Origin of the sequence: Pedobacter sp. SG908 (assembly GCF_011759615.1) — a bacterium.
Classification (GTDB): domain Bacteria; phylum Bacteroidota; class Bacteroidia; order Sphingobacteriales; family Sphingobacteriaceae; genus Pedobacter; species Pedobacter riviphilus.
On the sequence record NZ_JAAOYY010000001.1, the window covers coordinates 1,510,027 to 1,524,533 of the forward strand.

The window sequence follows — 14,507 nt, forward strand, 5'->3', positions numbered from 1 at the left end:
TGCTTAAAAACAGACTTTAATATTGATTTTTTCCTATTCTGTCGATTAAAGTTGCAGGGGAAAATTAAAATTAGGCTATTTATATAAAAATCACAATTATGAAAATGATTGCAAATCTGCCACCATGGCTTAAAGTAGTATGTTATTTCCTATTCATGTTTCTAGCAACAGTTATTGCAGGAGCTGTTCCAGTGCTCAACGATTTCATTTTCTTTTTTATTATTGCACTAATAATGAGCTGGATATTGCTTAAGTTAGAAAACAAGTCCCTATCTACCTTAGGTTTCTGGCCACGAGATAAGCGAACAACAGCTGATTTTTTTAAGGGGCTTGGTATTGGGGTCGTAATGCTGATCGTTACTTTTATTTTAACCGTCTTACTCACGAAAGACAACTGGAAACTGAACAGTCATATCGATCCAATTTTGTTGATGGTTACTTTTCTGATGTGCCTGTGGTCGGCATTTGTTCAGGAATTTGTTTTCAGAGGCTATCCGTTCCAAGAGCTTTTATCAAAATATCGCCCGTGGCTTGCACAATTACTAATCGCTATCCCATTTGGATTAATGCACATTAATAAGGGGATGGCGACGGATGATATTATCCTGGTTATGTTGTCTACCGGGGCCGGCTCGGTGCTCTTTGGTTTGGCCTATATCAAAACTAAAAATTTGATGTTCCCCATCGGAATCCATTTGGGATGGAACTACGCACAGGAGCTTATTCCACGAACTGCAGGAGGGAAAAGCTCTGCTTTGGTCACCTTCAACAACAGCCATGCCACCTATAATATGTTCAATGTATCTTTCCCTTATTTCCTAGTGATAGTGATAACCATTATTGTCATTTGGAAAATCAAAAAGCCCCTAGGACAAAACAGAGCTTATTGATGACGGCAAATTAACCATATAACATTTCATAATTTATATTGGTATCTATCAAGGCCGATACTCAGCAGTATTTGCTAACACTTATTTGCTCGGCAAGTTGATCTATACTCATCGATTTTGCTTTTATCTCTTTTCAAATCAGCAACCCCAATATTTATGCTCATGGGTAAATTTATTAGGGTTTCTTTTTAGAGTCAAAACCGTACAAACCATTTTGGTAGAGGTACGAAGCCATTTGGTAATTTGATATAGCTTCATTAATCAATTTCTGGTCTGCGGGTATGGCTACAGCACTTCCGGTAGTAAAATCGGGCTTGTATGTGGTCGCTTTTTTATTTGGATCGAGAATAACCAGCTTGTTATTTTTAATGTAGCCTAAACTCTGGTATGTGCTTATAAATGCCCTTTCTTCACTATCTTTCATCTTAAACACATCCTGACCAAAAAACTTACTATTGTAACTAAAATTCAGATAACCCAAAATGGTGGGGCCGATATCAATCTGTGCAGTGAGCTTCTCGAATTTGCCGGGTACAATGTGTCCCGGGCTATAAAAAATCATCGGGATATGGTATTTATCAACCGGTAACTCAACTTTACCTGCACTAGAAGCGCAATGATCAGCTACAATTACGAATAACGTATTAGCAAACCAAGGCTTCTGCTTTGCTTCGCGTATAAATTTGCCAATAGCGTAATCGGTGTATTTAACTGCACCCTCTCTACCTGTGTGCGAGGGAATATCAATTCTACCTTCAGGATAAGTATAAGGACGGTGGTTCGAAACTGTCATAATCTGTGCGAAAAAAGGTTTCTTGTCTTTATAATCTTTATCCAGTTCGCGTAACGAAAGTGTAAATAGATCTTCATCGGCAACGCCCCAGATGTTTGAATAATGGATTTCTGAATCCTGAAGTGCACTTCTATCTGTTACCTGGTAACCGTTGTTAGAAAAGAACTCGTTCATATTATCGAAATAGCCGTAGCCACCATAAATAAACCGGCTGTTGTATCCTTTGGAGCGAAATATGCTACCTAAGGTGAACAGGTTTTTATTATCAGGACGTTTAACGATCGATTGTCCGGGGGTAGGCGGGATGCAAAGCGAAAGTGCTTCAAGGCCCCTTACGGTACGCGTTCCGGAAGCGTATAAATTATTAAAGAGCAAACCTTTTTTTGCCAGCGAATCGAGTTGTGGGGTAATGTGTTGTGTATTGCCAAAAGTACCTAGAAACTCAGCGCTTAAGCTTTCTACACTAATCAATACTACATTCATCTTGTTTTCAGCTCCGGGATTATTGATCATTCTGGAGGTACTGATATCGGTTCTCGCAATAGGATCTGCCGGGAGTAGGTGCTGAATAATATTGGCAGCGTTTTTAATTGGCAGCGTTTTGTAAAAGGCATCATAATCGAGCTGATTATGCCAAAAAGCATAGCCAAACTCGTACATGCCATTGCCCGAAAGTTCGTTTACATATTGGTTGCTGCTGTTGTTTTTCCACTTGTGGCTTACACAGAAATAAGTAAATACGGGCAGACACAGCAAAATGAGTGCAATTTTGGTTCTTCTGCCAAATCGTGTCTGCTGGTACGTAGATACTGTAATTAAGTTTCTTAAGAGATAAACAACACCCGCGGTTAAAATAACCAGGACAGCTAAAATGGTATTAATGGGATACGATTGGCGGATATTTCCGATCACTTCGGTTGTGTATACCAGATAATCGACAGCAATAAAGTTATAACGTACAGAGAATTCTTCCCAAAAGAACCATTCGGAAACGGCATTGAAAATGAGCGTTAAAATAACAACGAAAAAATAGATAAACAGTAATACCCTGCTTGTTTTGCCTGTATAACCTTTGGCTGGGAATAGCCACAGGTAAATAACCAGCGGTATAATAGCAAAAGAGGCCGCAGCCAGATCGTAAAACAGACCGATGAGCAAAACTTTTAAGAGGTTTAAAATAGACCAATCGAAAGAAGCCGCACTATAAATCAATAGTGTAATGCGGGTTAATAACGAAATGCTACATAATAACAACGTAGCCAGAAAAACAGGACCGAACCTGTTTTCTAATAGTTTACTTGTTTTTTCTTTAATGCTCATAATAGGGGACTATTCCAACAGTTGAAAATTATCTGCAAGACCTTAGTTTTTTGCAAAGAGCAAATGTAAGTTTTCAATTCTGAAGGAATTCTGAATATTGGTTGGCAAAATGAAATTAGTATTAATGCGTTAAATTAGCAATTCATTAATATTTGGCTAACCCTGTATTGTTATTGCTTCGAAAAATCAACACTCAATGTTGAAGTAAAGCGGGCAACCAATTTTTCATATAATGCCTTATTAATGGTACTCGAAACAATAATCATGTTATTTGTTCCGGTTCGTGTGGTTTGTCCGAAATCGCTCGCGGTTAGGCCAGTTACCAGGGCATTAAGTTGTACCTTAACTTTAGCCACGTAAGTTCCGGCAGTAACTTCCACTCGCTTCGCTTCAAGTTTAACCACTTGCGCCTGGTTCATTTCGAACCTTACCGGAATTTTTGTTCCCGAAGCTTCAATATATGTTCCGGTTAATAACAAAGGCGGGTTGGTTAATGAACTGGCCAAGGTTAGATTAAATTGGTTGTTCTCGTACACACCCGAAGCTATATTAACGGTGCCAGATAAAGAATCGGGTTTTAAGGCATTAACCAGGTAAAGGTTTTTAGTTTCGAGATTGATTGCCCCACTACCTGATTTGGTTGCACTAAATTCGATTTTGGCAACATTAACACTTGCGGTAGCCCAGTTTATGCTTCCGTTTGTACCAGCAGCTACCACAGCACCACTAGCACTTGCATTGCTACTTAACGAAGCATTTAAATTGCTAGCGCTAAAACTGTAGCTCAATTTGGTATCGGTAGCTACTTCTTTTTTTGTGCAGCCGATAAAAAGCACTAGCATGAATAGTGCGCTTGTAGTTTGGTAAAGTTTAGTCATTTTGTTTGATTTTAAGGATATCAGATTTGGTTAGTGATTGATCTTAAATATAAGCTTCAATTCTGTAGCAATTCTGAAGTTGATCGAAAGCCGTGGTTCATGCCGCCACGAACCGCTTATAAACTGGTTTACCGCTGTCAAACTGATTTGGATTTGTCTTAAAATTTATAGTTGCAACCTAATCTGAACACTTGATAGAAAAAGAGAAAATTTCGAACAGGAAAAAAAGATGCTACAGTTTTTCTTCAGATTTGACCTATAATATTGTTGTATCTATTTTTTGTAAGTGGAAGAGGAAATATTGATCAGTCGGGTATCAGATTATGTTCAGGAGCTTTTAGAAAATGAGCTTCCTGGGCACATGTATTTTCATAATTTCGAACATACCTTGCTGGTAGTAGAAGGGGTGAAAATAATTGGGGTGCACAGTGCTGTAAGCGAACACGAAATGTTGGTACTTACTTTGGCTGCCTATTTACATGATATTGGTTACACCCGGCAATATATAGGCCATGAAGCTATCAGTGCCGAAATGGCCGGCACTTTCTTAAACACGAATGGTTTAAGTAGTTTGGATGTAGAACAGGTTAAAAACTGTATTTTAGCTACTAAATATCCTCAATTGCCCCACAATAATTTAGAAAAAATAATATGCGATGCTGATTTCTATCATTTTGCATTGCCAGCTTATACCGATTTTGCTGTAAGGTTGAAACGGGAGTGGGAAGAAAATATTAATTTGGCTTACAGCCATAGGGAATGGGATGCTATTAATATCAAAATGCTTATAGGCCACCAATATTTTACCGATTATGGCAAGCAGTTTCTGCAAAAGAAAAAAGACCGGAATATAGAAAAGCTTATCCAGCGTTTTACCTGATTTAATTAAAACCAGATGTTTAACTTTCGGGTTTTAATGGTTACTTTAAAAGCATAAAAAAGATACAAAATGAAAATTCTGGTCATTGAAGATGAACCCGCTTTACTGGAAAGTATTTTGGCCTATTTTACAGGCGAAGGAAATATATGTGAGCATGCTTCAGATTTTGCATTGGCCAGCGAAAAGATAGCAGTTTACAGTTACGATTGCATTCTTTTGGATTTGGGGCTGCCAGGTGGGGAGGGGCTGGAATTGCTGACGAAACTCAAACAGCTAAAAAAAAGAGATGGGGTACTGATTATTTCTGCCAGGCACTCGTTAGATGATAAGTTGGCAGGGCTTGATCTGGGTGCCGATGATTACCTGGTGAAACCTTTTCATTTATCGGAACTTAAGGCGCGTGTAAGTGCTATTGTACGGCGTAAAAACTTTGATGGCGATAATGTAATTCATTTTAATGAAATGGCTGTTGATGTTTCGGCGATGAAAGTAACGGTTAAAGGCAATCCGGTCATTTTAACCAAAAAGGAGTTCGATCTGTTGGTTTATTTCCTTTCTAACCGCAATAAAGTGGTAACCAAAAATGCCATGGCCGAGCACCTTTGGGGCGATGAAATGGATTTGTCTGATGATTTCGATTTTATTTATACCCATGTTAAAAATCTCCGGAAAAAACTACTTGAAGCCGGGGCTGCCGATTATCTCAGGTCAGTTTACGGAATAGGCTATAAATTTGGTGATATATGAAACTGGCAAACCGGTATAACAGGGTAAATATTTTAACCTCTATAGTGGTTTTTGCCATTACCGGCTTAATTTATTATGTGGTTATCCATTTTATTTTAACAGAAAAACTGGATCGGGATCTGGTGGTTGAAGAAAATGAAATCCGTCAGTATGTAGATACCTACCACAAGCTCCCATTGCCAGCGAGTTACCTTGATCAAAAAATTGCTTATAAAAACCTTTCTGGCCATGTGCCAGAGCGGGAGTTTTTGTATACCCGCTACTACAATCCCAAAGAGCAGGAAAATGAACCCGGCAGAAGTTTAATCACCGTAGTGTATCTAAATGGGAAAGCCGTTGAAGTAACCATAACCAAATCAAGGGTAGAGTCGGAAGATTTGGTGAGGATTATCCTTTTGTTTACCATTGGCATTACATTGATTTTGCTTTTATCGCTGTTGTTAATTAACAGGTTTGTGTTGAACAGACTCTGGCGGCCGTTTTATGCTATTTTAAATGGGATGAAATCGTTTGAGGTTGCCCATATGGATGCCATTGCACACGAAGATACCCGGATTGATGAATTTAACGAGCTCCATCAATCTGTAAATGCCATGGCTGAAAGGGTAAGGCGCGATTATAAAGAACTTAAAAGTTTTACCGACAATGCTTCGCACGAAATGATGACACCTTTGGCGGTAATCAATTCCAAACTCGATTCTTTGCTTCAAACGGAATCATTTACGGCGCAACAGGGCGAGCTGTTGGCCGATGTTTACCATGCTACAGGCCGCTTATCCCGCCTGCACCAATCGTTGCTATTGCTGGCCAAAATTGAAAATAACCTGATTCCCGATTTTCAGGAGATTGATCTTAAAGAAATGGTGGAAGTAAAAGGCCGTCAGTTTCAGGAACTGTTTGAAAAAGATGGGCTAAACCTTACTACAGATTTACAGGTTGTTGAAATAAAAATGAGTCGCTATTTGGCCGATATTTTACTGAATAACCTGTTTAGCAATGCAGTAAGGCACAATATTACAGGCGGATATATTCGTGTTGAACTCAGTTCAGCTGCATTGATTATGGCAAACTCTGGAAAACCTGGTAATATCCAAAGCAAAATTTTCGATCGCTTTTCAAAATCTGCCGATTCAGAAGGAATGGGTTTAGGTTTGGCCATTACTAAACAAATCTGTAATCTTTATGGCTTCCGGATTAGTTATCAGGAAGAAAATGGCGAACATATTTTTGCTGTTTATTTTGGTGGCTGATGTGATTGTCGCACAAATAATTATTGCCCACGTTTATAAGGGGGATAATTGATTAATGCGATTGTATCGCATTAATTAAAATCCACCAAGGCTCGTGTCGCCACCAACCTTACGTCCTGAAAATAAACTACAGAATTTCTTCATAATTCACTTTTAGTTTTGATTTAAAATTTAAAAGCGATGAAAAGAATTTTTATAATTTTATTACTTGTCGGTACCATGTTTACATCGGTTAGCGCACAAAAAATTAGTGCCGTTAAAGTACCGGTTGAAGTAAAGGGCGCATTCGCAAAACTTTATCCTGGAGTAAAAGCAAATTGGGAAATAGAAAAACAAGACTATGAAGCTGGATTTACGCTAAACGGCAAAGCAACTTCGGTCGTTTATACAGCAAAAGGTGTGCTGCTGGAAACTGAAGCAGCAATTAAGCCCAACGAATTGCCAGCAGTTATACTTGCCAAACTGAAAGGTAATAAAATAGCAGAGGCTGCTAAAATTACAAAAGCCGACGGATCTATCCGTTATGAGGCCGAAGTGAATGGAAAAGACCTGTTATTTGATCTGAGCGGAAATCCTGTAAAATCCTAATCATGCGAAACATATTGATATGTGCTTTGTTTTTCGTCGTTTTTACTACATCGTGTGCTGCACAAAGTATCGATTCGGTTAAAAATGCCAATACCGATTCATTAGGGAGGTGGTATAGTGGAACTCCTATTCCAAAACAAAAATTTAAAGCTACGGCATTTATTGCACCCGTGGTATTAATGGGTTATGGCTTTGCAGCAGTTTACGATCATGGTGCTTTAAAACAACTGGATGAAAGCACCAGGGCAGAATTACAGGAAGATCATCCTTTATTTGCAGCCCATGTTGATGACTATCTTCAATTTGCTCCGGCAGCTGCAGTATACGCACTTAATTTATCGGGTATAAAAGGTAAACATAATTTGTTTGATGCCTCTATGTTATATGTTACCTCTGCTGCAATTATGGGCGTTTCTACCCATTTTGTGAAACGGGGCATTGGTAGAGAACGGCCTGATGGGTCGGGATTCAATTCCTTTCCTTCAGGACATACAGCCTCAGCTTTTATGGCTGCAGAATTTCTGCACCAGGAATATAAAGATGTGAACCCCTGGATTGGTTATGCAGGTTATTTCGTAGCTACCGCCACCGGAACGCTAAGGATGTACAACAACAAACACTGGTTTAGCGATGTAGTAGCCGGGGCAGGGTTTGGAATTGCCTCGACTAAAATATCCTATCTGGTTTATCCTTACATTAAGAGCCTTTTTACCAATAAAAAGGGGGGCAATTTTACATTTATGCCTTTCCACCAACAGGGAAGTACAGGCTTAATGCTTTCGGGTAGGTTTTAATGTCAGCGGACCATGAATAATAAAATGAAATGCCTGATTTTATGCATCATTGCTTTTTCTGTAACAGGAGCAAGGGCACAGGTGGTAGCTAAAAATCTCGATTATTATTTAAAACAGGCCGAATTAACTAGCCCTGTGCTTAAAGATCTGCATAATCAGCAGCGTGCTGCCGGGATTGATAGTTTAATTATTCGTGCTACAGGCGGGGCTCAGGTTACCGCCAGTTCTGCCGGAATGTATGCACCTGTTATCCATGGTTACGGTTATGATGAAGTATTAACCAACGGGCAGGCACTAGAAGCTTTGCTGAATGTGAATTACGATTTGTTGAACAGGAAACGTATCAACAATCAGCTGGAAGGTGTTAAAATTCAAAGCGATTCTATTCAATATGCTGGCCAGCTTTCCCTGTTTGATTTACAAAGGTCTATTGCTGATCAGTATATTTTAGCCTACGCCAGTCAGCAGCAAGTTGGTTTTAACCGTGACGTGGTTACTTTACTTGAACAGGAAGAAGTATTACTCAAAAAACTTACCCGCAGCAATATTTATAAACAAGCAGAATATTTGACATTCCTGGTTACATTGCAGCAGCAACAACTTGCGCTGCAACAGGCAGAACTGCAGTTTAAAAACGATTATGCTACTTTAAATTACCTGGCTGGCATTGCCGATACTGCCCAGGTTAAACTGGCAGATCCAAAATTGCAGACCGATAATTTAGTCACTACGCCTCACTTTTTTAATAAACGTTTCGATATTGATAGCTTAAAGAACAGCAACCAGAAAAACGCTGTAGATCTTAATTATAAACCTAAACTGGGGATATATGCCAATGGTGGCTATAATTCTTCGTTTATTTTGCAACCTTATAAAAATTTTGGCACTAGTGTAGGCTTCACTTTCTCTGTACCTATTTACGACGGGCACCAGAAAAAAATGCAATACAATAAACTTAGTCTCGCTGCTAAAACCATTGTTAATTACCGCGATTTTTTTAGCAGACAACAGCAACAACAGTTAAACCTGATTAAGCAACAGCTTGAGCAAACCGATGCGCTTTTTCCGAAAATAAATGAGCAAATCCGCTTTAGTAAAGGTTTAATTGAAGTAGACCGGAAACTGATGCATACCGGCGATTTAAAAGTGGCCGATTTCGTAATTGCGATTAATAATTACCTGGCAGCCCAAAACCTATTACGACAAACTCAAATTAACCGTTTAAAACTGATTAATCAATTTAACTACTGGAACCGATAACCATGAAGAACTATCTAAAATTAATGTGTGGTGTTTTCGCCATGCTGTTTGTTTTTTCGGGATGCAATCATTCGGCCCCGGCAGAAAATGTATCTGAACCCTCGCCAGTTACTCCTGTTCAGGTAACTACCGTGCGCGACAGTTCCCTCTCTGAGTTTATAGCGTTTTCGGCAGTTTCGGCCTATTTGGAGAAGAGTTATGTAAAAGCAAATATTAATGGTTATATACAAAATGCCCAGGCCATAGTAGGCAAGCAGGTGGGGAGCCATCAGCTGCTGTTTAGTTTAATTACCAAAGAAGCTAAATCAATAGGGAATAGCGTAAATAAGCTCGATGCAGGTTTTAAGTTTTCTGGAATTTCCGATATCAGGGCCGATCAGGCAGGTACAATTATCCAGGTAAACCATCAGAAAGGAGATTATGTACAAGATGGGGAGGCACTCGCCGTCATCAGTAACCGCAATAGCTTGGTTTTTTTACTCGATCTGCCTTATGAATATAATCAGCTGATCAATCAGAACAGAAGCCTGGAGGTACTGTTACCAGATGGGAGCAAAATGACAGGTACAGTTTCGGGAACAATGCCGTCGGTAGATTCTTTGGCACAAACCCAGCGTTATGTACTTAAAGTGGCCGCGAGTAAAGATATTCCTGAAGGTTTAATTGCTAAAGTAAAGTTAACAAAAGTTAACCATGAACAGGCTCAGGTACTCCCCAAATCGGCAGTATTGGCCAACGAAACCGAAGATGAGTTTTGGGTAATGAAACTCATCAATGATTCTACTGCAGTAAAGATAAATGTGAAAAAAGGCATCGAAAACGAGCATACAATTGAAGTGCTTGAACCGAAATTTTCGAAAACAGACCGGATTATTACAGCCGGAAATTATGGAATAGCAGATACGGCCAAAGTTAAAATCCAGAAATAGCCATGAACAAGTTTTTTATTTCCCATAAAAACCCTATCCTGGCAGTGCTGCTCATTATTTTAGTGGGTGGGATATATTCTTTCAGTCAGTTAAAAACGGGGCTTTTCCCTGAAATTACCTTTCCAAAGATCAAGATTATTGCCGATGCAGAACTACAGCCGGTTGATAAGATGGTGGTTACCGTAACAAGGCCTTTAGAAAATGCAGTAAAACAGGTGCCCGATCTTCAATTGGTTAGGAGTAAAACCAGTAGAGGCAGTTGCGAACTTTCTGCATTTATGAACCCTGGTGCCGATATTGATCTTAGCCAACAGCGCATAGAAGCACAAATTGCCAAAATAAGTGCTTCATTACCCGTCGGTGTTAATATTTCGGTCGAGAAAATGAATCCATCAATCCTTCCGGTAAGTGGATACAGCCTAGAAAGCCATAATTATTCATCTGCCGAACTGAAAAAAATCGCAACTTATACGGTAAAACCCTTTCTTTCACAGGTTGATGGCGTTTCCGAAATCCGTGTAATTGGTGGTAAAAGTAAAGAATATTGGCTGGAACTTGACGCACAGAAAATGCAGACGCTTGGTATAACTCCAGATCAGATCAGCAATGCACTTAGCCAAACCAATTTTATTAAATCTAACGGCTACCTGGCCGATCACAATTATCTGTACCTATCTGTAACAGATGCTACTGTAAAAAACAAAACCGATCTGGAAAACCTGGTATTAAGCAGAAAGGGCAACCTGATTGTTAAAGTGATGGATATTGCTAAGGTAAATATCCAACAGAGTGTAGAGTACACGCGCATTAATGCCAATGGTAAAGACGGGATTCTGATTGCTGTAATCAAACAGCCAAATGCCAATCTGATTGATCTTTCGAACGAGATGTTTACCAAAGTAGAACAGTTGAAACATATTTTGCCTGCCGGAGTAAGCATTAAACCTTATTATGTACAAGCAGATTTTGTAAATGAATCGGTAAAAAGCGTACGCGATAGTTTATTGATCGGTTTAGCGTTAGCCATTATTGTTGCTTTTATTTTTCTAAGATCATTCAAAGCAAGTGTAACACTTTTAATTACTATTCCTGTTACGCTTTGTTTAACCGTAATTGTTATTTATTTTATTGGTTATTCGCTCAATATTATGACACTTGGGGCCATTGCAGCTGCCATAGGTTTAATTATAGATGATGCCATTGTGGTGGTGGAGCAAATTCACCGTTCACATGAAGAACATCCGGAAGAGCTTACCATGAGGTTGTTGAGCAAGGCTGTTGGATATCTTTTTCCGGCCATGTTGGGCTCTTCAATCAGTACCATTGTTATATTCATCCCCTTTGTATTGATGACAGGAGTGGCCGGATCTTATTTTCAGGTGATGACCAATACCATGATTATTACTTTGGCCTGTTCCTTCTTTGTTACCTGGATAGGTTTACCGGTGATATATCTTTTGTTAACCCGTAAAGGGGGGAGTCATGCAGCTTCTGGCAAAACCGTAGTAGTACACGAGGTTAAATCGCAAAGCTGGGTCCGTTATTTTATAAAGCGGCCTTATATCTCCATTGTGTTTACACTGGTGCTGATCACGTCGATTGTACTCATTTTTCCCCGGTTAGAGACTGGATTCCTCCCCGAAATGGATGAAGGCAGCATTGTTATGGACTATGCTTCGCCACCGGGCACCTCGCTAGAAGAAACCGACCGGATGCTAAGGGAAGTGGAGAAGGAGATTGTTAAAATCCCTGAGGTGCAGGCTTACTCCAGAAGAACCGGAACCCAGATGGGCTTTTTTATTACAGAACCCAATACTGGCGATTATCTAATTCAGCTAAAACATAACAGGAAAAAAAGCACCGATGAGGTCATTTCGGAGATACGCTCACATATCGAAAATACACAACCAGCGCTTGTGGTAGACTTTGGGCAGGTAATTGGCGACATGTTAGGCGATTTAATGAGCTCGACACAGCCCATCGAGGTGAAAATTTTTGGTAATGATCAGGAAAAACTCCAGTCCTTATCAAAAAAAGTGGCCAATATTGTTTCGCACGTGGGGGGCACAGCTGATGTGTTTGATGGCATTGTCCTTTCAGGACCAGCGGTTAGTATTCAGCCTAATTTTGCTTTGCTGGCTCAGTACGGCATTAGTCCCTTGTCTTTCCAATCGCAGCTTCAAACAGCTATGCAGGGGACTTTAATTGGCGATTTATATGATAAACAACAGCTTTCGCCCATTCGTATGGTTTACCCTGGCAGCCGGACTTTTAGTGTTGCCGATATTAACAAGCTTAAAATTTTCTTGCCAAATGGCAAAGCGGTCCCTATCAATCAAATGGCAGAGGTAGTGCTTAAATCAGGCAACGCCGAAGTAGAAAGAGAAAATTTACAAACCATTGGCGTGGTTACGGCGAGGCTCGATAACCGGGATCTGGGCAGTGTAATGAAAGATCTTCAGGAAACTATAAACAACAAAGTAAACCTTCCTTCTGGTTATCATATCGAATATGGCGGTGCATATAAAGAGCAACAGCAATCGTTTTCCGAATTGCTAACCATCCTCATTGCCTCGAGTTTGCTGGTGTTTAGTGTAATTTTGTTCCTGTTTAAAGATTTTAAAATTGCCTTTCTCATTTTATTAATCTCGGTGCTGGGCATTTCAGGGAGTTATTTAGCTTTGTTTTTAACCCATACACCACTCAATGTAGGCAGTTACACCGGGTTGATTATGATTGTAGGCATTATTGGCGAGAATGCCATTTTTACCTTTCTGCAATTTAAAGAATCATTAATTAATCAAAGCGTTGATGATGCAATAACATTTGCCATCTCCACCCGGCTACGACCAAAATTAATGACTGCATTGGGTGCCATTATCGCTTTAATGCCCTTAGCCATGGGTATAGGTGCTGGAGCACAACTACATCAACCACTGGCCATTGCTGTTATTGGCGGCTTTATTGTAGCCTTGCCTTTATTGCTGGTGGCCTTGCCCAGCCTGATCAGAAAATTATACCAATCGGCTAAAGTTGAAGGAGATTAAGCCTAAGTGTAACAGATTTAATCCATAGCCTAAAAATATTTAAAACTAAATAAATGAAAAGGAAATTATTAAGTATTGTGGTTCTTTTTGCAATGTCAATGGTTGCAAATGCCCAACAAAAAAGTGGCCTGCGTGTATTGGCTGTTCATAAAATACAAAGCGATGGAGGTTGGGATTATGTAAGTATCGATCAACAGCACAACAATCTTTATGTGTCACATGGCAACCAGGTAAATATATTAAATAAGAACAATGGCGACTCGGTAGGCGTGATTCGCAATACACTCGGTGTACACGGAATTGCAATTGCAGGTCCGTTCGGGAAAGGATACACCACCAATGGCAAAGCAGGTACTTGTACGGTTTTTGATCTGAACAATTTTATCGTAACTGCACAAATTAAAGTAGGACAGAATCCTGATGCCACTTTCTTTGATGATTATAGCAAAAAAGTAATCGTATTTAACGGCAAAAGTAACGATGCCAGTATTATCAATCCACAAACTGATCAGGTTATCGCAACGATTCCGTTAGGTGGCAAACCCGAAGCAGGCGTGTCTGACGGGAAGGGAAAAGTGTATGTAAATATCGAAGATATCGGAGAAATTGTTTGTTTTGATTTGAATACCAATAAAGTTTTATCAAGGTATAAACTAAAAGGAGGGGAAGAGCCTTCTGGATTAGCTATAGATCGTGTAACATCAAGACTATTTACTGTTTGTGCTAACAAAGTGATGCTTATTCTGGATGCCAAAACTGGCAAACAGATCACTTCTATAGCGATAGGTAATAATTGCGATGGTGTAGTTTTCGATCCGACCACTAAATTAGCTTATAGTGCCAATGGTGAAGGTAATATTACAGTGGTAAAAGAAGTTTCAGCCAATCAGTTTATTGTACAGGAAACGATAAAAACTGAAGTAGGCGCAAGAACCATTGCCATTGATTTCGCCAGTCATCATCTTTTTCTACCAACAGCGGCTTTCGAAAAAAGTACAGATGCCAACCAACGCCCACATCGTGTTCCCGGAAGTTTTAAAATTCTGGAAGTGGGTAAATAGGTAAGTAGCGCTATTTTAATTTTTATTGGATTGTCGAGGATACATTCGTGTTTTCTCGATTTTTTTTGTT

Annotated in this window: 12 protein-coding genes; 10 read left to right on the forward strand and 2 right to left on the reverse strand. The window is 39.6% G+C overall.

Going from position 1 to position 14,507, the window contains the following annotated elements:
- Positions 1 to 98: 98 nt before the first annotated feature.
- On the forward strand, positions 99 to 890 hold the full coding sequence (locus FHT21_RS06235; protein WP_167293867.1) for a type II CAAX endopeptidase family protein: 792 nt from the start codon (positions 99 to 101) through the stop codon (positions 888 to 890).
- Positions 891 to 1,065: 175 nt separating this feature from the next.
- On the opposite strand, the gene FHT21_RS06240 is transcribed toward FHT21_RS06235, so the two are convergent.
- Together FHT21_RS06240 and FHT21_RS06245 are read right to left on the reverse strand one after the other, a co-directional pair.
- Positions 1,066 to 3,003, reverse strand: a complete 1,938-nt coding sequence (locus FHT21_RS06240; protein WP_167293868.1) for an LTA synthase family protein — start codon at positions 3,001 to 3,003, stop codon at positions 1,066 to 1,068.
- Positions 3,004 to 3,173: 170 nt separating this feature from the next.
- Positions 3,174 to 3,881, reverse strand: coding sequence for a hypothetical protein (locus FHT21_RS06245; RefSeq protein WP_167293869.1), 708 nt, complete (start codon positions 3,879 to 3,881; stop codon positions 3,174 to 3,176).
- A gap of 286 nt (positions 3,882 to 4,167) precedes the next feature.
- Between FHT21_RS06245 and FHT21_RS06250 the strand changes: the two genes are divergently transcribed.
- From FHT21_RS06250 to FHT21_RS06290, 9 genes are all read left to right on the forward strand, one after another.
- Entirely contained in the window at positions 4,168 to 4,761 is a 594-nt protein-coding gene (locus FHT21_RS06250; protein ID WP_167293870.1) for an HD domain-containing protein, read from the forward strand.
- A 69-nt stretch (positions 4,762 to 4,830) separates the two neighbouring features.
- Positions 4,831 to 5,508 (forward strand): response regulator transcription factor, encoded by a 678-nt coding sequence (locus FHT21_RS06255; RefSeq protein ID WP_167293871.1) that lies wholly within the window; start codon positions 4,831 to 4,833, stop codon positions 5,506 to 5,508.
- Complete coding sequence (locus FHT21_RS06260; RefSeq protein WP_167293872.1) at positions 5,505 to 6,758, forward strand: HAMP domain-containing sensor histidine kinase; 1,254 nt, start codon at positions 5,505 to 5,507, stop codon at positions 6,756 to 6,758. Before FHT21_RS06255 ends, FHT21_RS06260 begins: the two co-directional genes overlap by 4 nt.
- Before the next feature lie 180 nt (positions 6,759 to 6,938).
- On the forward strand, positions 6,939 to 7,346 hold the full coding sequence (locus FHT21_RS06265) for a PepSY-like domain-containing protein (RefSeq protein ID WP_167293873.1): 408 nt from the start codon (positions 6,939 to 6,941) through the stop codon (positions 7,344 to 7,346).
- 2 nt (positions 7,347 to 7,348) lie between these two features.
- Positions 7,349 to 8,140, forward strand: coding sequence for a phosphatase PAP2 family protein (locus FHT21_RS06270; protein ID WP_167293874.1), 792 nt, complete (start codon positions 7,349 to 7,351; stop codon positions 8,138 to 8,140).
- Between the two features lie 12 nt (positions 8,141 to 8,152).
- The gene (locus tag FHT21_RS06275) at positions 8,153 to 9,400 is read left to right on the forward strand and encodes a TolC family protein (RefSeq protein WP_167293875.1); all 1,248 of its coding nucleotides are present in this window, start codon (positions 8,153 to 8,155) and stop codon (positions 9,398 to 9,400) included.
- A gap of 2 nt (positions 9,401 to 9,402) precedes the next feature.
- Positions 9,403 to 10,329, forward strand: a complete 927-nt coding sequence (locus FHT21_RS06280; RefSeq protein WP_167293876.1) for an HlyD family efflux transporter periplasmic adaptor subunit — start codon at positions 9,403 to 9,405, stop codon at positions 10,327 to 10,329.
- 2 nt (positions 10,330 to 10,331) lie between these two features.
- Entirely contained in the window at positions 10,332 to 13,376 is a 3,045-nt protein-coding gene (locus FHT21_RS06285) for an efflux RND transporter permease subunit (RefSeq protein WP_167293877.1), read from the forward strand.
- Between the two features lie 53 nt (positions 13,377 to 13,429).
- Positions 13,430 to 14,437 (forward strand): YncE family protein, encoded by a 1,008-nt coding sequence (locus FHT21_RS06290; RefSeq protein WP_167293878.1) that lies wholly within the window; start codon positions 13,430 to 13,432, stop codon positions 14,435 to 14,437.
- Positions 14,438 to 14,507 lie beyond the last annotated feature (70 nt).

Coding starts and splice junctions, on each gene's coding strand:
- FHT21_RS06260 (WP_167293872.1), top strand. CDS start 5,505: ATGAAACTGGCAAACCGGTATAACAGGGTAAATATTTTAACCTCTATA.
- FHT21_RS06235 (WP_167293867.1), top strand. CDS start 99: ATGAAAATGATTGCAAATCTGCCACCATGGCTTAAAGTAGTATGTTAT.
- FHT21_RS06270 (WP_167293874.1), top strand. CDS start 7,349: ATGCGAAACATATTGATATGTGCTTTGTTTTTCGTCGTTTTTACTACA.
- FHT21_RS06280 (WP_167293876.1), top strand. CDS start 9,403: ATGAAGAACTATCTAAAATTAATGTGTGGTGTTTTCGCCATGCTGTTT.
- FHT21_RS06245 (WP_167293869.1), bottom strand. CDS start 3,881: ATGACTAAACTTTACCAAACTACAAGCGCACTATTCATGCTAGTGCTT.
- FHT21_RS06265 (WP_167293873.1), top strand. CDS start 6,939: ATGAAAAGAATTTTTATAATTTTATTACTTGTCGGTACCATGTTTACA.
- FHT21_RS06255 (WP_167293871.1), top strand. CDS start 4,831: ATGAAAATTCTGGTCATTGAAGATGAACCCGCTTTACTGGAAAGTATT.
- FHT21_RS06240 (WP_167293868.1), bottom strand. CDS start 3,003: ATGAGCATTAAAGAAAAAACAAGTAAACTATTAGAAAACAGGTTCGGT.
- FHT21_RS06275 (WP_167293875.1), top strand. CDS start 8,153: ATGAATAATAAAATGAAATGCCTGATTTTATGCATCATTGCTTTTTCT.
- FHT21_RS06290 (WP_167293878.1), top strand. CDS start 13,430: ATGAAAAGGAAATTATTAAGTATTGTGGTTCTTTTTGCAATGTCAATG.
- FHT21_RS06285 (WP_167293877.1), top strand. CDS start 10,332: ATGAACAAGTTTTTTATTTCCCATAAAAACCCTATCCTGGCAGTGCTG.